The following is a 20,185-nucleotide window of genomic DNA, read 5'->3' on the forward strand; positions in this document are numbered from 1 at the left end:
TGCTCCCGGGAGGACCGCGCTGCAGGCCCCATCCTGGGGCCCAGCGCTTGACGGGCATCCATGCCCGTCACCTCCCTTCGCAAGGCCTGCGTTCGGCCTCCTGAAGTCGCGAAAATCAAAAGCAGATCAAAAGCCAGATCAAAAGCCAGATCAAAAGCCAGATCAAAAGCGGGAGTGAAAGCTGAAATCAACGCTCATCCTTGCCCGCGAGCGGCGATAGCCGCAGCGCTATCAGCGCAATAGCGAACGGTGGTTGTTCTAATACCTGTGAAAGAGGACAATTATCGGCTTCCCGTCACAACCAGCGACCTTGCATGGCCTTTCTTGCACTTGGTATCAACCATAAGACTGCCTCGGTAGACGTACGCGAGCGCGTGGCGTTTACCCCAGAGCAGCTGGTAGACGCCCTGCAGCAGCTCTGCCGGCTGACTTCCAGCCGCGAAGCGGCGATCCTGTCGACCTGCAACCGCAGCGAGCTCTATATAGAGCAGGACCACTTGTCTGCCGACGCCGTGCTGCAATGGCTGGCCGACTATCACCGCCTCAGCCTGGACGAGTTGCGCGCCAGTGCCTACGTGCATGAAGAGCATGATGCCGTTAAGCACATGATGCGCGTGGCTTCGGGCCTGGACTCGCTGGTGCTCGGCGAGCCGCAGATCCTCGGCCAGATGAAGTCAGCCTACGCCGTGGCGCGGGAGGCCGGCACCGTCGGCCCGTTGCTCGGGCGCCTGTTCCAGGCCACCTTCAGCGCCGCCAAGCAGGTGCGCACCGACACCGCCATTGGTGAAAACCCGGTATCGGTGGCGTTTGCCGCAGTCAGCCTGGCCAAACAGATTTTCAGCGACCTGGGCCGCAGCCAGGCCTTGTTGATCGGTGCCGGCGAAACCATCACCCTGGTCGCACGCCACCTGCATGAGCAAGGCGTGCGGCGTATCGTCGTGGCCAACCGTACCCTGGAGCGGGCCAGTACCCTGGCCGAGCAGTTTGGCGCACACGCCGTACTGCTGGCCGACATCCCCCAGGAACTGGCCAACAGCGACATCGTCATCAGTTCCACCGCCAGCCAGTTGCCCATCCTGGGCAAGGGCGCGGTCGAGAGTGCGCTGAAACAGCGCCGGCACAAGCCGATCTTCATGGTCGACATTGCCGTGCCGCGCGACATCGAACCTGAAGTCGGCGAGCTGGACGACGTGTACCTGTACACTGTCGATGACCTGCATGACGTGGTGGCGGAAAACCTCAAGAGCCGCCAGGGCGCAGCCCAGGCGGCTGAAGAACTGGTCTCGGTGGGCGCCGAGGATTTCATGCTGCGCCTGCGTGAACTGGCGGCGGTGGACGTGCTCAAGGCCTACCGCCAGCAGAGCGAGCGCCTGCGTGACGACGAATTGCAAAAGGCCCAGCGCCTGCTGGCCAACGGCGGCAACCCCGAGGACGTACTGGCCCAACTGGCCCGGGGGCTGACCAACAAACTCCTGCATGCGCCCAGCGTGCAGTTGAAAAAGCTCTCGGCCGAGGGCCGCCTTGATGCGCTGGCCATGGCCCAGGAACTCTTTGCCCTCAACGAGGGCTCCACGGACAAATCCCCGCAATGAAAGCGTCGCTGCTGAACAAACTGGATATCCTCCAGGACCGCTTCGAAGAGCTCACCGCACTGCTCGGTGATGCTGAGGTCATTTCCGACCAGACGCGCTTTCGCGCGTATTCCCGTGAATATGCCGAGGTCGAGCCGGTCTACGCTGCTTATAAAGAGTGGTGCAAAGTCCAGGGTGACCTTGAGGGCGCCCAGGCATTGCTCAAGGACAGCGACCCGGACCTGCGTGAAATGGCCGTGGAAGAAGTGCGTGAAGCCAAGGAACAGCTGCTGACGCTGGAGGCGAAGCTGCAACGCATGCTGCTGCCCAAAGACCCCAACGACGGCCGCAACGTGTTCCTCGAAATTCGCGCCGGTACGGGTGGCGACGAGGCGGCCATCTTCTCTGGCGACCTGTTCCGCATGTATTCGCGCTACGCCGAAAAACGCGGCTGGCGCCTGGAGATCTTGTCCGAGAACGAAGGCGAGCACGGCGGCTACAAAGAAATCATCGCCCGTGTCGAGGGTGAGCACGTGTACGGCAAGCTCAAGTTCGAGTCTGGCGCACACCGTGTTCAGCGCGTGCCGGAAACCGAATCCCAAGGCCGCGTGCACACCTCCGCCTGCACAGTGGCGGTGCTGCCCGAGCCGGACGAACAAGCAGCCATCGAAATCAACCCGGCCGATCTGCGCGTGGACACCTACCGTGCATCGGGCGCGGGTGGTCAGCACGTGAACAAGACCGACTCGGCGATCCGTATTACCCACTTGCCCACCGGTATCGTGGTCGAGTGCCAGGAAGAGCGTTCGCAGCACAAGAACCGCGCCCGTGCCATGTCCTGGCTGTCGGCCAAGCTCAACGACATGCAGACCAGCGCAGCACAGAATGCCATTGCCAGCGAGCGCAAACTGCTGGTGGGGTCCGGTGACCGTTCCGAGCGCATCCGCACCTACAATTATCCACAGGGTCGGGTAACCGATCACCGTATCAACCTGACCTTGTACTCGCTGGACGACATCCTCAGCGGTGGCGTGGACGCAGTGATCGAACCGCTGCTGGCCGAATACCAGGCCGATCAACTGGCTGCCCTGGGGGACTGATGACCATCATCGCCAGCTTGCTGCGCAACGCGCAGCTGCCCGAGTCGCCCACCGAGCGGCTGGATGCCGAATTGCTGCTGGCTGCTGCCATCGGCAAGTCGCGCAGCTACCTGCACACCTGGCCCGAGCGAATCGTCAGCAGCGAGGATGCCCAGACTTACGCCGGTTACCTTCAGCGCCGCCGTGGCGGCGAGCCGGTCGCTTACATCCTCGGGCAGCAGGGCTTCTGGACGATCGACCTGGAAGTGGCGCCGCATACCCTTATCCCGCGGCCGGATACCGAGCTGTTGGTCGAGACTGCCCTCGAGCTGCAACCCGCCTCGCCGGCCAAGGTCCTTGACCTGGGCACCGGTACCGGTGCGATTGCCCTGGCCCTGGCCAGCGATCGCCCGGCCTGGCAGCTGACTGCAGTTGACCGGGTGGAAGAAGCCGCTGCCCTGGCCGAGCGCAACCGCCAACGTTTGGGCCTGAGCAACGCGCAGGTGCGGGTAAGCCACTGGTTCGACAGCCTGGCCGGCGAGCGTTTCGACCTGATTGTCAGCAACCCCCCCTATATTGCCGCCGCAGACCCACACCTGGTGGCCGGTGACGTGCGCTTCGAGCCCAGCAGTGCATTGGTGGCCGGTGCCGATGGCCTGGACGACCTGCGCGTGATCGTTGCCCAGGCCCCCGCGCACCTGTTGCCCGGTGGCTGGTTGCTGTTGGAACATGGCTACGACCAGGCAGCGGCGGTACGCGCTTTGCTGGCTGAGCAAGGCTTTATCGAGGTCGCCAGCCGAACGGACCTGGGCGGCCATGAACGCATTACCCTGGGGCGCCTGCCATGCTGAGTGATCAGGAACTTCTGCGTTACAGCCGGCAGGTATTGCTGGCCCAGATCGACATCGACGGCCAGTTACGGCTCAAGCAGAGCAAGGCACTGATTGTCGGCCTTGGCGGCCTGGGCTCCCCGGTGGCACTGTACCTGGCTGCCGCCGGGGTGGGTGAGCTGCACCTGGCCGACTTCGACACCGTCGACCTGACCAACCTGCAACGCCAGGTGATTCACGACAGTGCCAGCGTCGGCATGAGCAAGGTCGATTCGGCCTTGCAGCGCTTGCAGGCAATAAACCCGGAGATCGGTCTGGTTGCCCATCGCCAAGCCCTGGACGAAGATTCGCTGGCTGCCGCTGTGGCGGCAGTCGACCTGGTGCTGGACTGCTCCGACAATTTCGCTACTCGTGAAGCGGTCAACGCGGCCTGTATGGCTGCTGGCAAACCACTGGTGAGCGGCGCGGCGATCCGCCTTGAAGGGCAGTTGTCGGTGTTTGACCCTCGGCGCGACTACAGCCCCTGCTACCACTGTCTGTACGGGCATGGCAGTGACGATGAACTGACCTGCAGCGAAGCTGGCGTGATCGGCCCGCTGGTGGGTTTGGTGGGCAGCCTGCAAGCGCTGGAGGCAATGAAGCTGCTGGCCGGCTTCGGCGAGCCGCTGGTGGGTCGTCTGCTGTTGATCGATGCTCTCGGCACCCGTATCCGTGAGCTGCGCGTCAAGCGCGACCCGGCTTGCGCAGTTTGCGGCAAGCGCGATGGCTGAGCGTTCGGCGCCGGTCGGCGTGATGGACTCGGGGGTCGGCGGTTTGTCGGTACTCGCCGAAATCCAGCGCCTGCTGCCCAACGAGACGCTGCTGTATGTGGCCGACTGCGGCCATGTGCCTTACGGTGAGAAGTCGCCGGACTATATACGCGAGCGCTGCCGGCATATTGCCGGGTTCTTCCAGGCACAAGGCGCCAAAGCCATGGTCCTGGCCTGTAACACCGCCACGGTGGCGGCGGTGGCTGACTTGCGCGAGCTGTACCCGACTTGGCCGCTGGTGGGCATGGAGCCGGCCGTGAAGCCTGCTGCTGCCGCCACCCGCTCGGGCGTGGTCGGTGTACTGGCAACTACCGGTACCTTGCAAAGTGCCAAGTTTGCAGCGCTGCTGGACCGCTTCGCCAATGACGTCCAGGTGATTACTCAGCCATGCCCTGGGCTGGTCGAGCTGATCGAGACCGGTGACCTGGCCAGCCCGGCGCTTCGCCAGATGCTGCTTGGCTATGTGCAGCCGTTGCTGGCCGCCGGCTGCGATACGCTGATCCTCGGTTGCACGCATTACCCCTTCTTGCGCCCGTTACTGGCCGACCTGGTGCCAGCGGACGTGGCGATCATCGACACCGGCGCCGCTGTGGCGCGTCAACTGCAAAGGCTGCTGGGTGCCAATGACCTGTTAGCCGAAGGCCCGGCCGGCGACACCCGCTTCTGGACCAGCGCTGACCCAGAATTCCTCCGAAAAATCCTGCCTGTGCTGTGGCATAAGTCCGACGATGTGCAAAGCTTTGCGTTGTGAAAAAAACGTGAAAAACAGCTGAACTATCGTTCCACTTCTGCTTTCTACCGCTTGCCTGATTGAGGCGGACACTAATAACAGCATCAGGAAGAAGGATGTTTCTCATGAGGAAACTGCTCGGCTTGGCGGCGGCTGCCGCCTTTATTTTGGGTCAAGCAATGTCGGCACAGGCTGCCGACATTTCGGTTTCGGTGGGGCAGACCGGTGACTCGACCATGGTCTACCGGCTAGGGCTGCAATCGAACTGGGACGCAAGCTGGTGGCAGACCAGTGTTGGTCGGCTGACCGGATATTGGGATGGGGCCTATACGTATTGGGACGGCGACGAGACGGCGAGCAACCATAGCTTGTCGTTCGCGCCAGTGTTCGTTTACGAATTTGCCGGGGAGTCGGTGAAGCCCTACATCGAAGCGGGGATCGGTGTAGCCGCGTTCTCCAGCACCGAGCTGGAAAGCAACGAGCTGGGCTCGGCATTCCAGTTCGAGGACCGCATCGGCTTTGGTTTGCGCTTTGCAGGGGGGCATGAGATCGGGGTGCGGGCGATCCATTATTCCAATGCGGGCATCAAAGAGCCTAACGATGGTGTGGAGAGCTATAGCTTGCACTACCGCATGGCGCTCTGAGTTCACCTGCACAGGCCTTTTCGCGGGTGAACCCGCTCCCACAGGGAATGCACGATCCTCAAAGGGTGTGCGTTCTGTGGGGGCGGGGCTAACGCCGACTTCAGGGGCTTAGCGCGTCAACGGCCATAGGCTGCTGAGTTCCAGCGCCTCCAGAACCAGTTCCGGTTCAGCTTGCGGCCACCGACGCAACAACGCTTCAGCAACGCTCTGTGGCGTCCATTGCTCCGGTATCGCCTGCGCCGACGTCACCGCTACCTTGAGCGACTGTGGCCCTACTATGGTCAGGCCTACCCCTTGAGCTTTCAAGGCCTGGCGCTGCTCACGCATCCACTGCGGCAGGTTGTTCCAGCCTGCAGTTACCTGCGTCGGGGCATACAATTGCAATGCCGAATAGCGGTTGAACACTGCCAACACCTGCGGTGAATCCCCCTTGGCCAGCAGGGGCAAGGCATGGCCAAGGCACTGCTCAGCCGCCAGCTGGTTGCTTGTGACGATCGCCTCGAACAGGTCGCTGTCCGCTACGTCGTCTGGCAGATAATCGCTGGTACCGGCATTGATGATCAGACCATCCAGCGAGCACCAGGCATGGCCTATCTGCTGGCAGGCATCCGCTGCATTTGGCTCGGCATGCAACTGCCAGGGCAGGCGCAAGAAACGCCGACCATGTTGTGCTGCCAATCTTTCCAGTTCATCGCTTTCCTTCGTACTGGCGGCAACGCGGTGGCCCTGTTCGAGCAAGCGTTCCACCAAAGCCAGACCTAGCCCATTGCTGGCGCCCGTAACCCAAAAACTGCGTGAGTTAGTCAAGACGTTGTCCTCTAATCCTGCCGGCGGGGAAGGCCCTTGAAAGCTTCTATTGCACGCTGGCGACTGCTGCTGAGATCGACCATAGGACTGTGATACAAATTAGTAGCAAATAGATCCCTGGATTTCATCGGTTCATGGATATTTTTCTCATCTATGTCACGTAGGTCCGGCAGCCAGTGCCGAATGAAATGCCCCTGAGGGTCGAAACGCTGAGACTGTGAAATCGGGTTGAAGATACGGAAGTAGGGCACTGCGTCCGTTCCGGTGGACGCGCTCCACTGCCAGCCGCCATTGTTGGCCGCCAGGTCACCGTCTATCAAGTGGCGCATGAAGTGCCGCTCGCCCTTGCGCCAGTCGATCAGCAGGTTCTTGCTGAGGAACATGGCCACGATCATGCGCAGCCGATTATGCATCCATCCGGTGTGCAGCAACTGGCGCATGGCGGCGTCGATGATCGGGAAACCCGTACGGCCCTGTTCCCAGGCTTCAAGGTCGGCCGGTGCATCACGCCAGGGCAGGGCTTCGGTCTGGGCGCGGAAGGCACGGTGTCGCGAGACCTGTGGGTAACCGCACAGGATGTGCTTGTAGAACTCGCGCCAGAGCAGCTCGTTGATCCAGGTCTGCACGCCCGTACTGCCACTGTCGAATTCGCCCCGGTTGCTGGCCAGTGCACCGTGCAGGCACTGGCGAGGCGATATCACGCCGGCGGCCAGGTAAGGCGAAAGCTGGCTGGTACCAGGTTTGGCAGGTAGGTCACGCAGTTGCTGGTAGTCATCAATGGCTTCGTCGAGAAAGCGGGACAGCCGCTCTTGCGCCTGCGCTTCACCCGCTGGCCAGTGTTCACGCAGGGCGCGGGCGGGTGTTTCAAAACCGTCCACGTGTTGCGGAACAGGGTCGGCAGGGATGTGCAGCGGTGCCTGCCGCTTAACCCGGTGGGCCAACGCGGGCAGGCTGCGATGCAGGTGCTCCAGGCAGGTTTTCTTGAACTGGCTGAAAACCTGAAAATAATCGCCACTGCGGGTGAGGATGGTGCCCGGGCGGAAGAACAGCTGGTCGAGGTGGCTGTGTGCCTGAATGCCCGACTTTTCTAGCAGGGCGCGGGTGGCATCGTCGCGGCGCTGCTCGTTGATGCCGTACTCTTCGTTCCAGTGAACGGTTGCCACCTGATGTTGGCGGCATACCTCCAGCACGGCTTGTGGTGCCTGCTCCCAGGTGTCTATCTTGCGGATCAGCAGGGGAATATTCAGGCCTTCCAGCGATTTGCGCAGCTCGCGCAAGCTGCGCAGCCAGAAATCGACTTTGCAGGCGGCGTCATCATGGGCCTGCCATTGCCCGGGGCTGATCAGCCACAGGGCGATGGTGGGCCCGCGCTCGGTGGCGGCGCTGAGCGCGGTGTTGTCATCGATGCGCAGGTCACTGCGCAGCCAGGTCAGGTGCATGGGGCATTCATCTCTACAGGCAGGCGGTCATGGGCTTGAAGCAAGCTCAATGCCACTTGCGGGGTGTCGAACAGGGCGAGGTTGGGCAACTTGAGGGCACGCAGCTGCGCTTCATGCAGCAACAGCGTCGGGCCGCCGGCCAGGATTGGCATGGGCAGGTTGTGCAGGGTGCGTTGCAGTGCCTTGCCATCGATGCGGGGCCCCAGGTGCAGAAGTACGGCGCGGGGGCTGAGCGTGCTGACGGCGCGTTGAAGGTGCGGGCCGGCAACGGGGCGCTCCAGCACCTCGACCGGGAACCCGTTGCTGGTGAACAGCCAGGCGCAAAGCCATAAACCGGGGCTGAAGACACGTTCACTGTCTTCCACCAGCAACACCGCAGGGCCCTGCAGCAGCTGGTTGTCATGGTAGACGCGGGCACCAAGCTTGCTGCGTAGCCAGCTGTGGAAAAACACCTGTTCCAGCTGCGCATTGAAGTAACTACGCCAGCGCAGGTCGAGGAGGTCGAGCAGCGGCAGCAGCAGTTGTTCGCACAGGGTAACGGCCGGGTACAGGGCCATGGCCTGGTTGAGCTGCTGGTCAAGGGCGCGCTGGGACAGGTTGGCAATGGCCTCGACCAGCTGGAATTGTCGGGCCTGCCAGTCACCTTTGGGCGGCGTGCTGGAGGGTTTGTCGAGCAGCTCGCGTACTTGGCCGACCGATGCCCCACGCTGCAACCAGCCAAGGATTGCCTCGACCCGACCCACCTGATCCAGCGGATACAGGCGATGCCCCTTGGCGGTGCGCTGCGGCTTGAGTAGGCCATACCGGCGCTCCCAGGCGCGCAGGGTGACCGGATTCACCCCAGTGCGACGGGCAAGTTCGCCGATGGGCAGCAAGGTTTCAGACTGCATTGCGCAAGCCCAGACTTTCCGGGTGCGGCTGCAGGTAGGCCTGTTGCAGCAGGTACGGGTCTGGATGCTTGCGCAAATGGTGCTTGAGCAGGGTCAGCGGTACCACCAGCGGCACCACGCCTTGCTGGTACTGGCTGATGATTGTCTGCAGCTCGGCTTTGTCTTGCTGCGTGAGGTTGTCCTTGAAATAGCCGCTGATGTGCTGCAGCACATTGCAATGGGTGCCGCGGCTGGCACAGCGTCTCAGGGCCTGCATCAGCTGGCTGAAGTAGCGTGGGCCGATGGTTTGTGGGTCGTCATCCTTGCTCATGCTGCCGAGCAGGCGGCCCAAGGTGCGGTAGGCCTGGGGGTTGTTGGCCATCACCAGGTATTTGTAACGCGAATGAAAGCGCACCAGGCTTCCACGGCTAAGGCCCTCGGCCAGCAGGCGCTGCCAGTCGGCGTAGGCGTACACGCGGCTGATGAAGTTCTCGCGCAGCACCGGGTCATGCAGGCGACCTTCTTCTTCCACAGGCAGGTCCGGGCGTCTTGCGCAGAACGCTTGGGCATACACGCCGCGCCCCCCCTGGATGGCCGGGTGGCCATTGTCCTGATACACCTTGACCCGCTCCAGGCCGCAAGAGGGCGATTTCTGCATGAAAATATAGCCGCAGATGCTGTCGAGCTCGGCGGCCATCTGCTCGCCATAGTTGCGTAGCGGGCCGGTCAGGTCCATGCCTGGGTTACGGGTACCGACCACTTCCGGTCGTTCGGGATTGCCGACCAGGCGGATCGGGTCGCGCGGTATGCCCAGGCCGATGGCAACTTCCGGGCACACCGGCAGCCAGTCGAAATGGGCGTCCAGTTGCGTACGGCACAGGTCTGAGGCCTTATGGCCGCCGTTGTAACGCACGCTGTGCCCGGTCAGGCAGGCGCTGATGGCGATACGCGGCTTGCTGTGGGCTGAAGTGTCGTGCATGGCTGTCTCCCGTAAACCTGTACGAGTCTAAAATCGTGTACAGGTTTATTCCAGCACAGCCCGGAAGTTATGCAAACTAGAATTTGTGTATGGCGCTAAATCATTCCAGGTGTTCGAGCAGTCTGCGCGCCGCTTCCTGGCCGCTGAGCCACGCGCCTTCGACTCGCCCGGACAGGCACCAGTCGCCGCAGGCATACAGGCCTTGGTCAGCATCCGCCAGTGCGCCCCATTCATGATTGCTGCTGGGGCGCGCATAGAGCCAGCGGTGGGCCAGGGCGAAGTTAGGCGCCGGCACCACGCAGCCGACCAGCTCGGCAAACTCGCCCCACAGCTGTTCGATCACTTCTTCCTTGGGCAGGTCGATGTGCTGCCGGCTCCAGTCAGACGTGGCGTGCAGCACCCAGGTATCGAGTTGCTCATCGCGGCCGGGCTTGCTGCGGTTACGGGCCAGCCAGTCAAGCGGGTTGTCCTGCACGAAGCAGCCTTGCATCGGGGTGTCCAAAGGTGTCTGGAAGGCCAGGGCGACCGCCCACACAGGTTCCATTTGCACGCCCGCAGCCACCGCGGCAAGTTTTGGGGTGGAGGCCAGAAGTGGCGTGGCCTGCGGTGCCGGCACGGCAATCACCACCCGGCTGTAAGGGCCATGGCTGCAGCCTTCGGTGTCTTGCAGGTGCCAGTATTGCTTGCCACGGAACACCTCGGCGATACGGCAGCCGAAGTTCACCGTCACATCCTTGAGCAGGCCACGGGTAATGGCGCTCATGCGTGGCACGCCTACCCAGCGGGTCTGTTCGTCAGGGGAGGGAGTGAGCTCGCCATCACGGTAGTTGTACAGCTGTGGCTTCCACTGCTCGGCCCAACCGGCGGCAACCCACTGTTGCACCTGCTCGACGAAGCGCCGGTCCCGGGCAGTGAAGTACTGGGCGCCGAGGTCCAGCGCGCCGGCCTCGCTGCGCTTGCTGGCCATGCGCCCGCCACTGCCGTGGCCTTTGTCGAACAGATGCACGGATTGCCCGGCCTTTTGTAGGGCCTGGGCGGCTGACAAGCCGGCGATACCGGCCCCGATGATGGCAATAGGTACTGTCATGATGGCCTCTTCAAACCTTGCTGTTAGCAGACTACGCTGTCAGGCAAACCTGTACAATCCAGAAATTCTGTATAAGGTTATACCGCTTTGGCGGTCAGGTTGGCCTATGTTTATCCGAGAGCGTCGGGTCAAAAAAGTGCCTTGATGTTAAAAATAGACCACCGCCGCATTCTGCGAGGACACAGCCATGCATATATTGCTGACAGGCGGCACCGGGTTGATTGGCAAGCATCTTTGCCAGTACTGGCTTGGCCAGGGGCACCGGCTTACGGTTTGGAGCCGGCGACCTGAACAGGTGGCGAAAATATGTGGCAGTGGCGTGCGTGGCATCGCCCGGCTGGAGCAACTGGAGGCGGACGATCACCTTGATGCGGTGGTCAACCTGGCCGGTGCGCCGATTGCCGATCGGCCCTGGACGGCTGCCCGGCGCAACCTGCTGTGGGCTAGCCGGGTCACCCTGACCGAGCAATTGCTGACCTGGTTGGGCACCCGTGAGCAACGCCCGGACGTGCTGATCTCCGGGTCTGCGGTGGGCTGGTACGGTGACGGTGGCGAACGCGAGCTGACCGAGGCTTCGCCACCGGTACGCGAAGATTTCGCCAGCCAGTTGTGCATTGCCTGGGAAGAAACGGCCCAGCGCTCCCTGGCACAGGGGATCCGCGTGGTGCTGGTGCGCACCGGGCTGGTGCTGGCCAGCGATGGCGGCTTTTTGTCGCGCCTGCGCGTGCCCTTCAAGCTGGGGCTGGGCGGGCCATTGGGTGATGGGCGGCAATGGATGCCGTGGGTCCATATAGACGATCAGGTCGCCCTGATTGATTTTCTCTTGCAGCAAAAGGATGCCAGCGGTCCTTATAATGCCTGCGCCCCGGAGCCGGTGCGTAACCGTGAGTTCGCCAGGCGCCTGGGCCGGGCCCTGCATCGGCCGGCGCTGCTGCCGGTGCCGTCATTGTTGCTCAAGGCTGGCCTGGGGGAGATGTCGACCTTGCTGCTGGGCGGCCAGCGGGCACGCCCGGTACGCTTGCTGGCGGCTGGCTTCACCTTCCGTTTCAACGATCTGCAATCGGCCCTGGACGACCTGTCCAGCCGCCTCTGACATAGGACGCTGCATGACCGATCACGCCCTGCTGCTGGTCAACCTGGGTTCTCCGGCATCCACCTCGGTTGCCGATGTGCGCCGCTACCTCAACCAGTTTCTGATGGACCCGTATGTTGTCGACCTGCCCTGGCCGGTGCGGCGCTTGCTGGTGTCGCTGATACTGCTCAAACGCCCGGAGCAGTCGGCGCATGCCTACGGCTCGATCTGGTGGGAGGAAGGCTCGCCGCTGGTGGTGCTGACCCGCCGTTTACAGTCCGCAATGGTCGAGCACTGGCCCCATGGCCCGGTGGAGATTGCCATGCGCTATGGCCAGCCAGCCTTGCCCGAAGTGCTGGAACGCCTGGCAGCTCAAGGCGTGCGCAAGGTGACCTTGGCACCGCTTTATCCACAGTTTGCCGACAGTACCGTGACCACTGTGGTCGAGCTGGCCAAACAGGTGGTCAACGAACGCCAGCTGCCGCTGCAGATGCGCGTGCTGCAGCCGTTCTACGAGCACCCTGAATACATCGAGGCGCTGGCTGCCAGCGCCCGGCCTTACCTGGAACAGGATTACGACCACCTGTTGCTGAGCTTCCATGGCTTGCCCGAGCGGCACTTGAAGAAGCTGTTTCCGAAGGGCAGCAAGCACGACCTGCGTACCGCCGATTGCTGTCACGGTGCATCCGCCGAGGTGCGTGCGGTGTGTTACCGCGGGCAATGCCTGGCTACGGCCAAAGCCTTTGCGCAGAGCATGGGCATACCGGATGGCAAATGGTCGGTATCGTTCCAGTCACGGCTGGGTCGGGACAAGTGGATCGAACCGTACACCGAGACGCGGCTGGATGAGCTGGCCAAGGCCGGTGTGAAAAAGTTGCTGGTGATGTGCCCGGCGTTCGTGGCCGATTGCATCGAGACGCTGGAAGAAATCGGTATGCGGGGCAGCGAACAGTTCGTCGAGGCTGGCGGGCGGGAGCTGGTGCTGGTGCCATGCCTGAATGATCACCCGGAGTGGGTGAGGGTGCTGGCGCAGATGTGCGAAAAGGCCTGACATTGCGGCTGCCTGTACCGGCCCTGTCGCCGGCAAGCCCGCTCCCACAGGAGCAACACAGTATCTGAAGCCTGTGGTGTACCTGTGGGGGCGGGCCTGCCGGCGATAGGGGCGGTTCGGGTTAAAGCCGGATCAAGGCAAGTGATCATCCAGCTGCTTGTGCTTCCATCCATCATTACCCGGCAGGATCAGGTTCAGGGCAATCGCCACGATGGCGCACAGGGCGATGCCCTTCAGGCCCCAGTCGTCCGGGCCGTCACCGCTGCCGATCAGTACGCCGCCGATACCAAACACCAAGGTTACCGACACGATCACCAGGTTGCGCGCTTCGGCCAGGTCGATCTTGTGGCGGATCATGGTGTTCATGCCCACCGCCGCGATCGAACCAAACAGCAGGCACAGAATACCGCCCATCACTGGCACCGGGATGCTTTGCAGCAGCGCGCCGAACTTGCCGATGAACGCCAGGGTAATGGCGAAGACCGCCGCCCAGGTCATGATCTTCGGGTTGTAGTTCTTGGTCAGCATCACCGCGCCAGTTACTTCCGCGTAGGTGGTGTTGGGCGGGCCGCCGAACAGGCCGGCTGCCGTGGTGGCCAGGCCGTCACCTAGCAAGGTACGGTGCAGGCCAGGCTTTTTCAGGTAGTCACGGCCGGTCACGCTACCGACCGCGATCACCCCGCCGATGTGCTCGATGGCCGGCGCCAGGGCAACCGGGACGATGAACAGGATGGCCTGCCAGTTGAACGCCGGTGCGGTGAAATTGGGGATTTCCAGCCACGGTGCGGCGGCTATCCGGGCCGTGTCGACCACGCCAAAGGCGAACGACAGGGCAAAGCCCACCAGCACGCCGGAGATGATCGGGACCAGGCGGAAAATACCTTTGCCGAACACGGCGACGATCAAGGTTGTCAGCAGGGCTGGCATGGAGATCAGCATGGCGGTCTTGTAGGGCATCAACGCAACGCCGTCCCCACCCTTGCCCATTGCCATGTTGGCGGCAATCGGTGCCATGGCCAGGCCGATGGAGATGATCACCGGGCCGATCACCACAGGCGGCAGCATGCGGTCGATAAAACCGGTGCCTTTGATTTTTACCATCAGGCCCATGAAGGTGTACACGAACCCTGCAGCCATCACGCCGCCCATGGTCTCGGCCAGGCCGAACTGGCCCTTGGCGAGGATGATCGGGGTGATGAAGGCAAAGCTGGAGGCCAGGAAAACCGGTACCTGGCGGCCGGTAACCAGCTGGAACAGCAGCGTGCCGATGCCGGCGGTGAACAACGCGACGTTCGGGTCGAGGCCGGTGATCAGTGGCATCAGCACCAACGCGCCAAATGCCACGAAGAGCATCTGCGCGCCCGAAACGACCTGGCGCCAGAGCGGGTCGTTGAAGCCGTCCTGCATGGTCAGGCGTCCTTTTGCTTGGTGCCGAAGATCTTGTCACCGGCATCGCCCAGGCCCGGCACGATGTAGCCGTGTTCGTTCAGGCGCTGATCGATCGAGGCGGTGTAGATCTTCACGTCCGGGTGGGCTTTTTCCACCACGTCGATGCCTTCTGGCGCGGCGACCAGGACCATGGCCCGGATCTCTTTGCAGCCGGCCTTTTTCAGCAGGTCGATGGTGGCGACCATCGAACCGCCGGTGGCCAGCATCGGGTCGATGATCAGGGCCAGGCGCTGGTTGATGTCCGGCGCGAGTTTTTCCAGGTAGGTATGGGCTTCGAGGGTTTCTTCGTTGCGGGCAACGCCGACGGCACTGACCTTGGCACCCGGGATCAGGCTGAGCACGCCGTCGAGCATGCCGATGCCGGCGCGCAGGATGGGGACTACCGTGATCTTCTTGCCGGCAATTTTTTCAACTTGCACCTTGCCACACCAGCCGTCGATCTCGTAGGTTTCGAGTGGCAGGTCCTGGGTGGCTTCATAGGTCAGGAGCGCGCCGACTTCCTGGGCGAGTTCGCGAAAATTCTTGGTGCTGATATCGGCACGGCGCATCAGGCCGAGCTTGTGGCGGATCAGCGGGTGGCGGATCTCACGAGTGGGCATAGGGGGCTCCGAAAGGCGGGCAAAAAAACCGCGCTAGATTAATCTATTCAACCTGTGCTGTCGTCTGGTCATTTTGGACGTTAGTCCATAAATGCTTGATCTGGGACGAGCGGATGCGTACCTTTGCCCGCTTTTCCAAAATGCACCCCCGGAGAGCGCCATGTCCGCCGATCTCGAGCACATCCGTCAAGTCATGCGTGAAGCTGACTGCCTGTACACCGAAGCCGAAGTCGAAGCGGCCATCGCCAACGTCGGCGAGCAGATCTGCAAGGACCTGCACGACAAGAACCCGGTGGTGTTCTGCGTGATGAACGGTGGCCTTATCTTCTCCGGCAAACTGCTGACCCACTTGCAGTTCCCGCTCGAAGCTTCGTACCTGCACGCCACCCGCTACCGCAACCAGACCAGCGGCGGTGAGCTGTTCTGGAAGGCCAAGCCGGAAGTGTCGTTCATCGACCGTGATGTGCTGATCGTCGACGACATCCTCGACGAAGGCCACACCCTCAGCGCCATCATCGAGTTCTGCAAGCATGCCGGCGCACGCTCGGTGTACACCGCGGTGCTGATCGACAAGGACCACGACCGCAAGGCCAGCCCGGACCTCAAGGCCAACTACGTGGGCCTGCCGTGTGTCGACCGCTACATCTTCGGTTACGGTATGGATTACAAAGGCTACTGGCGCAATGCCAACGGCATTTTCGCCGTCAAGGGGCTGTAATCAAGCGCCGCCCTGCATGCTAGAGTGCTCCTTCATTCAAGGAGCCTCACATGCGTGCGATTCTTCCCCTCCTGTTGGCGGTCAGCCTGCCACTGGCCGCCGCACCGCTGCACAGCCAGTTCCTGCCGCCTGACGACCAGTCACTGCGCCAGGAAGCGCCGACCGGCCAGCAACTGCTGCAAGTGACCGATTACTCGGTGGTGGTGGGGGCCCAGCGCCAGTCCGACCAGCAGCCTATCCCGATCACCTCTTCGTTGCAGGTGCGCCTGAAGGGAAAGCCATTGAGCAAAGGTGCGACCATCGCCCAGGTGCTGCTGACCTTCGATGGCGAAGCGGCCAAGAGCCTGAAGAAGCCTGTGTATGACGAAAAAAGCCGCACCTTGAGCCTGAATTACCCGGTCAGTGACTACCGGGTGATCATGGACCTGCTGCGCAACGAAACCTTGTATGTGCAGTTTCTCACCTACGGCAATGGTCACATCTGGGCCGACCTGCACACTGGTACCGTACGTACGCGTTGAGGCACGCGGCCTGCGAGGGGTAAACTGCCGGCCTTCGAAATCCCGTGATGGTCCAGTTGGAGTCGGCAATGCGTAAAGACAAGAAACAGGTAATCGGCGACGAAATTAGCGACGACTACATCAAGTCGTTCCTTCAGTTCGAACCGGCCGATGGTGTGACCTCGCCGTCGCTGCACAAGCTGGTCAAGGCCTACCGTGGGCTGCGCGTAGACGATTTCGAGCGCTTTGTCGGCTTCTTTGTCGAAGCTGGCCTGGACCTGGATGGCAAAGACGAGCACGGTAAAACCTTCGTTGAGCAGATCGCCGACCAGCGCAATGCGCCTGAGTACATCGAGATCATCGACCGCGCCCGCGGTTGATAGAGATCCAGGCACAAAAAAACGCCCCGAGGGGCGTTTTTTCGTTACCGGTCGGTTCAGGCGTAATGCTTGGCCGCCGGGCTGCTTTCCACCAGGTCCAGCGCCACGTCGTTTTCGGCACTGATCTTGTGGTACAGGGCAGCATCGGTTGCCAACGTTTTCTCGCGCGCCGGGAAGATTTCCTTGAGCTTGGCAGCCCAGGCACCCTTGGCCTGCTCGGGGAAGCAGCGTTCGATCAGTTCCAGCATGATCGACACGGTCACCGAAGCGCCTGGCGAGGCACCGAGCAGTGCGGCCAGGCTGCCGTCCTGGGCCGAGACCAGCTCGGTACCGAACTGCAGCACACCGCCTTTTTTCGGGTCCTTCTTGATGATCTGCACGCGCTGACCAGCCACTTCCAGGCGCCAGTCTTCGGCCTTGGCCTGCGGATAGAAGCGACGCAGGGCTTCCAGGCGCTGCTCCATCGATTGCATCACTTCGCTGACCAGGTACTTGGTCAGGTCCATGTTGTCACGGGCCACGGCCAGCATCGGGCCGATGTTACCCATGCGCACCGACAGCGGCAGGTCCATCAGCGAACCGTGCTTGAGGAACTTGGTGGTGAAACCGGCGTACGGGCCGAACAGCAACGAAGTCTTGCCGTCCACAACGCGAGTATCCAGGTGCGGTACCGACATCGGCGGGGCGCCCACGGCGGCCTGGCTGTAGACCTTGGCCTGGTGCTGTTTGACGATTTCCGGGTTGTCGCAACGCAGCCACTGGCCGCTGACCGGGAAGCCGCCGAAGCCTTTGCTTTCCGGGATGCCGGACGCCTGCAGCAGCGGCAGGGCCGCGCCACCGGCACCGAGGAAGACAAAGCGAGCGTCGACTTCGCGGCTGCCGCCGCTGTTGACGTCCTTGATGCTCACGGTCCAGCCGCTGCCGTTACGGCGCAGGCCGACGACCTTCTTGCTGTACTTCACCTGCGCGTCCGGCGAGTCGCCCAGCAGCTTGAGCAGCTTGTTGGTCAGGGCGCCGAAGTTGACGTCGGTGCCTTTGGCTACACGGGTAGCTGCAATGTGCTGGTCGGCTGGGCGGCCAGGCATCATCAGCGGCATCCAGTCGTTCATCACCGCCTTGTCTTCGGTGTATTCCATCTCGGCGAAGGCATGGTGCTGCTTGAGCAGCTCGAAGCGCTTCTTGAGGAAGGAAACACCCTTGTCACCCTCGACGTAGCTCAGGTGCGGGACAGGGTTGATGAATGCACGCGCCGAGCCGAAGTTGCCCTTCTTGCTCAGGTAAGCCCAGAACTGGCGCGAAACCTCGAACTGGGCGTTGATGTGCACGGCCTTCTTGATGTCGATGCTGCCATCGGCGGCCTGGGGCGTGTAGTTAAGCTCGCACAGACCAGCGTGGCCGGTACCTGCGTTGTTCCAGGGGTTGGAGCTTTCCGCGGCTCCGGAGTCCATCGCCTCGACGACCTCAAGCTTCAGGGTCGGGTCAAGCTCCTTCAGCAGTACGGCCAGGGTGGCACTCATGATGCCCGCGCCTACCAGTACTACATCAACCGATTCGTTCTGCGCCATTTAACGCGTCTCCACAATCTACAGCTACCTAATTGACAGCATAGGACCTGGGGTAGCCAGGGTCGCCATGTCCGACTTTTCGCAGTTCTTGCAACTTCCGCGGACACCGCCAATCAGTCTTCGGGTTCAGCTATTGAACGCCGTTTGCCACGGGTGCGGCAATTCGACTTATGGTCAAGGTGTCGTGCGTGCGTTATGGAACGGTTCAGACACTCATACGGGATGAGCGCAGTTGCCGCCTGTTCAGGGCTGTTCGGGACACATCTGCCGCTTTTGCACATGCCAGACTGTTCATTTGCTCGCCACACTCTTGTGAAGTTGTGAAAACCGTTTTTTCACGCTCTTTTGGAGACGTGAACCTCAAAAGGGGACTGCGCGATGGCAACCCGCAGGTTCATGCAGTGTGAAGGGCCGGAAAAGCAGGCACGACAGCCGATGCAAGACCTGAGTGGAAGGCTCTCTGTGGGCGAAGCGGTGAAGTTGCCGGGGTCAATCGGCGAGTGCGGGGCCCGATCAGGAGACGTCCTTATAATCGGGGGGAGATTATAGCGATGTCGCGGGCAGAAATGTCGCCATTCGTGGTTTTTATTGCAGCGTTTGTCAGGCCGCGAGGATGCGCTGGTGCCAGCGGCGGCTTGCGCGGGCGCAAACCCTGGCGTCGGCGGGCAGTTCGCGACCCAGCCAGGCCAGCTGGATTTCACTGACCTGAACCCAGCCGCTGCCGCTCGGTACCTGGCTGCATTGCTTGAAGGCCAGGCATTTGCCTTGGGCATCGAGGCGGGCGTAGGCGGTGTGGCGCGGGCGTTGGAAGAGCAGAGTCCAGAGCGAGGCCATGGCGGCGAGTCCTTTGCGTGAGGGCTTGGCGCAAGGATAAGGGCGTGGCCATGAAACGATTGTGACAAGCGGGTCGGGCCGATGACTGGTCTGTGCCTGGCTAGGTATACTGTGGGCCTTTGCCGCATTTTCTGGAGAAACGCGCATGTTGCAACGTCTGTTGTTCGGTTTGATCGCCGTGGCCAGCCTCAGCCTGGTCGGTTGTGCCCACAGCCCGCAACAACTTAACCCGCAACCCACGCTCAAGGCTCAGCTCGCCCCGGTGGGCCACGGCCAGCCGGTCGTGGTCCGGGTGGTTGACGGCCGGCCTTCGCAATCCTTGGGTACCCGTGGTGGCATGTACCCCGAGACCAGCACCATCAGCGTCAGCGGTAATGACGTGGTGCCCAAGCTGCAGGCCCAGGCCGAAGCTGCGGTGCGCCTGCTCGGCTTCACCCCTACGCCGAACGCCTCTGGTGCACCCCAGCTGACCGTGACCCTGGCCGAGCTGAAATATCAGTCGCCCAAAGACAACCTGTACGTGACCGAGGCCACCATCGGCGCCACGTTCCGTGCCGACGTGCGCAATGGCGGCCGTAGCTACAGCGGCCGTTACGGCGCTTCGCTGGACCAGCGTTTCGGCATGGCGCCGAACCAGGACACCAACACCCAGCTGGTGGGCGATGTGCTGAGCGATGCCCTGACCCGCCTGTTCAAAGACCCGACCATCGGGCAGGTACTGGGCCAGTAAGCGTTTGGCTGCATGAAAAAACCCGCTCCCTGTGTCAGGTAGCGGGTTTTTTGTTGCCTGTGCTGGCCTCTTCGCGGGTAAACCCGCTCCCACAGGTCCAGCGCAGGCCTCGGATCCGGTGCGGTCCCTGTGGGAGCGGGTTCACCCGCGAAGAGGCCGGTTCAGGCTTACGCTGCTTCTACGTAGAAATCCAGCAAGCTGAAGCCCGTCCCGGCATCCACCTCCGGCAAATCTTCATGCACATGCCCGCCCAACGCACAGTAGACCAGCCACTGGCGGTCCTGCACATTGATGGCAAAACCATCGATCAAAGCCTGTTGTTCATCGCTCTGGGCAACGAGGTAGAGGCGGTCCTGGTTTTCGGCGTGCAACATGAACAAGCTCCGGGTCATGAAAGGCCGACAGGGTGGCCTGTTCAGATGACGAGCGGATGACAGATGAAA

22 protein-coding genes and 1 pseudogene are annotated in these 20,185 nt (G+C 62.1%); 12 read left to right on the top strand and 11 right to left on the bottom strand.

Translation table 11 applies throughout. From position 1 onward, the window contains the following. Positions 1-191 (bottom strand): annotated as a pseudogene (locus tag LU684_RS25230) (hypothetical protein); the annotation flags it as partial. A gap of 123 nt (positions 192-314) precedes the next feature. Here LU684_RS25230 and hemA point away from each other — a divergent pair. The 6 genes from hemA (at position 315) to LU684_RS25260 (ending at position 5,663) form a co-directional block, all read left to right on the top strand. After that, positions 315-1,592 (top strand): glutamyl-tRNA reductase, encoded by a 1,278-nt coding sequence (hemA, locus tag LU684_RS25235; protein WP_016484866.1) that lies wholly within the window; start codon positions 315-317, stop codon positions 1,590-1,592. Next, positions 1,589-2,671, top strand: a complete 1,083-nt coding sequence (gene prfA / locus LU684_RS25240; protein ID WP_016484867.1) for a peptide chain release factor 1 — start codon at positions 1,589-1,591, stop codon at positions 2,669-2,671. The genes hemA and prfA overlap by 4 nt, the downstream gene beginning before the upstream one ends. After that, positions 2,671-3,501: a peptide chain release factor N(5)-glutamine methyltransferase gene (gene prmC / locus LU684_RS25245; protein WP_016484868.1), complete on the top strand. Its 831-nt coding sequence runs from the start codon at positions 2,671-2,673 to the stop codon at positions 3,499-3,501. The genes prfA and prmC overlap by 1 nt, the downstream gene beginning before the upstream one ends. Then, on the top strand, positions 3,495-4,250 hold the full coding sequence (locus LU684_RS25250) for a molybdopterin-synthase adenylyltransferase MoeB (protein WP_016484869.1): 756 nt from the start codon (positions 3,495-3,497) through the stop codon (positions 4,248-4,250). Before prmC ends, LU684_RS25250 begins: the two co-directional genes overlap by 7 nt. Next, on the top strand, positions 4,243-5,040 hold the full coding sequence (murI, locus tag LU684_RS25255) for a glutamate racemase (RefSeq protein WP_016484870.1): 798 nt from the start codon (positions 4,243-4,245) through the stop codon (positions 5,038-5,040). Before LU684_RS25250 ends, murI begins: the two co-directional genes overlap by 8 nt. Positions 5,041-5,144: 104 nt before the next feature. Continuing rightward, positions 5,145-5,663 (top strand): acyloxyacyl hydrolase, encoded by a 519-nt coding sequence (locus LU684_RS25260; protein WP_232895180.1) that lies wholly within the window; start codon positions 5,145-5,147, stop codon positions 5,661-5,663. Between the two features lie 108 nt (positions 5,664-5,771). Here the strand turns inward: LU684_RS25260 and LU684_RS25265 are convergent, their stop codons facing one another. From LU684_RS25265 to LU684_RS25285, 5 genes are all read right to left on the bottom strand, one after another. Beyond that, positions 5,772-6,470, bottom strand: coding sequence for an SDR family oxidoreductase (locus LU684_RS25265; protein WP_023047683.1), 699 nt, complete (start codon positions 6,468-6,470; stop codon positions 5,772-5,774). An 11-nt stretch (positions 6,471-6,481) separates the two neighbouring features. After that, on the bottom strand, positions 6,482-7,909 hold the full coding sequence (gene phrB, locus LU684_RS25270; protein WP_232895181.1) for a deoxyribodipyrimidine photo-lyase: 1,428 nt from the start codon (positions 7,907-7,909) through the stop codon (positions 6,482-6,484). Further along, positions 7,900-8,799: a MerR family transcriptional regulator gene (locus LU684_RS25275; protein ID WP_016484874.1), complete on the bottom strand. Its 900-nt coding sequence runs from the start codon at positions 8,797-8,799 to the stop codon at positions 7,900-7,902. Before LU684_RS25275 ends, phrB begins: the two co-directional genes overlap by 10 nt. After that, on the bottom strand, positions 8,789-9,757 hold the full coding sequence (locus LU684_RS25280; protein ID WP_016484875.1) for a YbgA family protein: 969 nt from the start codon (positions 9,755-9,757) through the stop codon (positions 8,789-8,791). Before LU684_RS25280 ends, LU684_RS25275 begins: the two co-directional genes overlap by 11 nt. A 100-nt stretch (positions 9,758-9,857) precedes the next feature. Continuing rightward, on the bottom strand, positions 9,858-10,844 hold the full coding sequence (locus LU684_RS25285; RefSeq protein ID WP_016484876.1) for an NAD(P)/FAD-dependent oxidoreductase: 987 nt from the start codon (positions 10,842-10,844) through the stop codon (positions 9,858-9,860). 187 nt (positions 10,845-11,031) lie between these two features. Here LU684_RS25285 and LU684_RS25290 point away from each other — a divergent pair, with 187 nt between their 5' ends. Together LU684_RS25290 and hemH are read left to right on the top strand one after the other, a co-directional pair. Continuing rightward, the gene (locus LU684_RS25290) at positions 11,032-11,937 is read left to right on the top strand and encodes a TIGR01777 family oxidoreductase (protein ID WP_016484877.1); all 906 of its coding nucleotides are present in this window, start codon (positions 11,032-11,034) and stop codon (positions 11,935-11,937) included. 13 nt (positions 11,938-11,950) lie between these two features. Further along, a complete protein-coding gene (gene hemH, locus LU684_RS25295; RefSeq protein ID WP_016484878.1) occupies positions 11,951-12,967 on the top strand; it encodes a ferrochelatase in 1,017 nt (338 codons plus the stop codon). A 132-nt stretch (positions 12,968-13,099) separates the two neighbouring features. Here the strand turns inward: hemH and LU684_RS25300 are convergent, their stop codons facing one another. Both LU684_RS25300 and upp read right to left on the bottom strand, forming a co-directional pair. Next, positions 13,100-14,374 carry a uracil-xanthine permease family protein gene (locus tag LU684_RS25300; protein ID WP_016484879.1) on the bottom strand — a complete coding sequence of 425 codons (1,275 nt, stop codon included), beginning with the start codon at positions 14,372-14,374 and terminating at the stop codon, positions 13,100-13,102. Between the two features lie 2 nt (positions 14,375-14,376). Further along, the gene (gene upp, locus LU684_RS25305; RefSeq protein WP_016484880.1) at positions 14,377-15,015 is read right to left on the bottom strand and encodes a uracil phosphoribosyltransferase; all 639 of its coding nucleotides are present in this window, start codon (positions 15,013-15,015) and stop codon (positions 14,377-14,379) included. 160 nt (positions 15,016-15,175) lie between these two features. Between upp and LU684_RS25310 the strand changes: the two genes are divergently transcribed. The 3 genes from LU684_RS25310 (at position 15,176) to LU684_RS25320 (ending at position 16,613) form a co-directional block, all read left to right on the top strand. Continuing rightward, positions 15,176-15,733 (top strand): hypoxanthine-guanine phosphoribosyltransferase, encoded by a 558-nt coding sequence (locus tag LU684_RS25310; protein WP_012270498.1) that lies wholly within the window; start codon positions 15,176-15,178, stop codon positions 15,731-15,733. 50 nt (positions 15,734-15,783) lie between these two features. Further along, positions 15,784-16,254: a hypothetical protein gene (locus tag LU684_RS25315; protein ID WP_016484881.1), complete on the top strand. Its 471-nt coding sequence runs from the start codon at positions 15,784-15,786 to the stop codon at positions 16,252-16,254. Positions 16,255-16,322: 68 nt separating this feature from the next. Next, on the top strand, positions 16,323-16,613 hold the full coding sequence (locus tag LU684_RS25320; protein ID WP_016484882.1) for a PA4642 family protein: 291 nt from the start codon (positions 16,323-16,325) through the stop codon (positions 16,611-16,613). 56 nt (positions 16,614-16,669) lie between these two features. On the opposite strand, the gene mqo is transcribed toward LU684_RS25320, so the two are convergent. Continuing rightward, entirely contained in the window at positions 16,670-18,178 is a 1,509-nt protein-coding gene (mqo, locus tag LU684_RS25325) for a malate dehydrogenase (quinone) (protein WP_016484883.1), read from the bottom strand. 600 nt (positions 18,179-18,778) lie between these two features. Further along, positions 18,779-19,012: a hypothetical protein gene (locus LU684_RS25330; RefSeq protein WP_060517690.1), complete on the bottom strand. Its 234-nt coding sequence runs from the start codon at positions 19,010-19,012 to the stop codon at positions 18,779-18,781. Positions 19,013-19,157: 145 nt separating this feature from the next. Between LU684_RS25330 and LU684_RS25335 the strand changes: the two genes are divergently transcribed. After that, positions 19,158-19,742, top strand: coding sequence for a YajG family lipoprotein (locus LU684_RS25335; protein ID WP_016484885.1), 585 nt, complete (start codon positions 19,158-19,160; stop codon positions 19,740-19,742). A 167-nt stretch (positions 19,743-19,909) separates the two neighbouring features. Here the strand turns inward: LU684_RS25335 and LU684_RS25340 are convergent, their stop codons facing one another. Beyond that, positions 19,910-20,116: a hypothetical protein gene (locus LU684_RS25340; protein WP_016501484.1), complete on the bottom strand. Its 207-nt coding sequence runs from the start codon at positions 20,114-20,116 to the stop codon at positions 19,910-19,912. Positions 20,117-20,185 lie beyond the last annotated feature (69 nt).

It is taken from the genome of Pseudomonas sp. NMI542_15, assembly GCF_021283425.1.
In the GTDB taxonomy this organism is placed as follows: Bacteria; Pseudomonadota; Gammaproteobacteria; order Pseudomonadales; family Pseudomonadaceae; genus Aquipseudomonas; species Aquipseudomonas fortuita.

Bases quoted from the DNA above. Each gene is read 5' to 3' on its own strand.
- hemA (WP_016484866.1), top strand. From the start codon at position 315: ATGGCCTTTCTTGCACTTGGTATCAACCATAAGACTGCCTCGGTAGAC.
- prfA (WP_016484867.1), top strand. From the start codon at position 1,589: ATGAAAGCGTCGCTGCTGAACAAACTGGATATCCTCCAGGACCGCTTC.
- prmC (WP_016484868.1), top strand. From the start codon at position 2,671: ATGACCATCATCGCCAGCTTGCTGCGCAACGCGCAGCTGCCCGAGTCG.
- LU684_RS25250 (WP_016484869.1), top strand. From the start codon at position 3,495: ATGCTGAGTGATCAGGAACTTCTGCGTTACAGCCGGCAGGTATTGCTG.
- murI (WP_016484870.1), top strand. From the start codon at position 4,243: ATGGCTGAGCGTTCGGCGCCGGTCGGCGTGATGGACTCGGGGGTCGGC.
- LU684_RS25260 (WP_232895180.1), top strand. From the start codon at position 5,145: ATGAGGAAACTGCTCGGCTTGGCGGCGGCTGCCGCCTTTATTTTGGGT.
- phrB (WP_232895181.1), bottom strand. From the start codon at position 7,909: ATGCACCTGACCTGGCTGCGCAGTGACCTGCGCATCGATGACAACACC.
- LU684_RS25275 (WP_016484874.1), bottom strand. From the start codon at position 8,799: ATGCAGTCTGAAACCTTGCTGCCCATCGGCGAACTTGCCCGTCGCACT.
- LU684_RS25280 (WP_016484875.1), bottom strand. From the start codon at position 9,757: ATGCACGACACTTCAGCCCACAGCAAGCCGCGTATCGCCATCAGCGCC.
- LU684_RS25285 (WP_016484876.1), bottom strand. From the start codon at position 10,844: ATGACAGTACCTATTGCCATCATCGGGGCCGGTATCGCCGGCTTGTCA.
- LU684_RS25290 (WP_016484877.1), top strand. From the start codon at position 11,032: ATGCATATATTGCTGACAGGCGGCACCGGGTTGATTGGCAAGCATCTT.
- hemH (WP_016484878.1), top strand. From the start codon at position 11,951: ATGACCGATCACGCCCTGCTGCTGGTCAACCTGGGTTCTCCGGCATCC.
- LU684_RS25300 (WP_016484879.1), bottom strand. From the start codon at position 14,374: ATGCAGGACGGCTTCAACGACCCGCTCTGGCGCCAGGTCGTTTCGGGC.
- upp (WP_016484880.1), bottom strand. From the start codon at position 15,015: ATGCCCACTCGTGAGATCCGCCACCCGCTGATCCGCCACAAGCTCGGC.
- LU684_RS25310 (WP_012270498.1), top strand. From the start codon at position 15,176: ATGTCCGCCGATCTCGAGCACATCCGTCAAGTCATGCGTGAAGCTGAC.
- LU684_RS25315 (WP_016484881.1), top strand. From the start codon at position 15,784: ATGCGTGCGATTCTTCCCCTCCTGTTGGCGGTCAGCCTGCCACTGGCC.
- LU684_RS25320 (WP_016484882.1), top strand. From the start codon at position 16,323: ATGCGTAAAGACAAGAAACAGGTAATCGGCGACGAAATTAGCGACGAC.
- mqo (WP_016484883.1), bottom strand. From the start codon at position 18,178: ATGGCGCAGAACGAATCGGTTGATGTAGTACTGGTAGGCGCGGGCATC.
- LU684_RS25330 (WP_060517690.1), bottom strand. From the start codon at position 19,012: ATGGCCTCGCTCTGGACTCTGCTCTTCCAACGCCCGCGCCACACCGCC.
- LU684_RS25335 (WP_016484885.1), top strand. From the start codon at position 19,158: ATGTTGCAACGTCTGTTGTTCGGTTTGATCGCCGTGGCCAGCCTCAGC.
- LU684_RS25340 (WP_016501484.1), bottom strand. From the start codon at position 20,116: ATGTTGCACGCCGAAAACCAGGACCGCCTCTACCTCGTTGCCCAGAGC.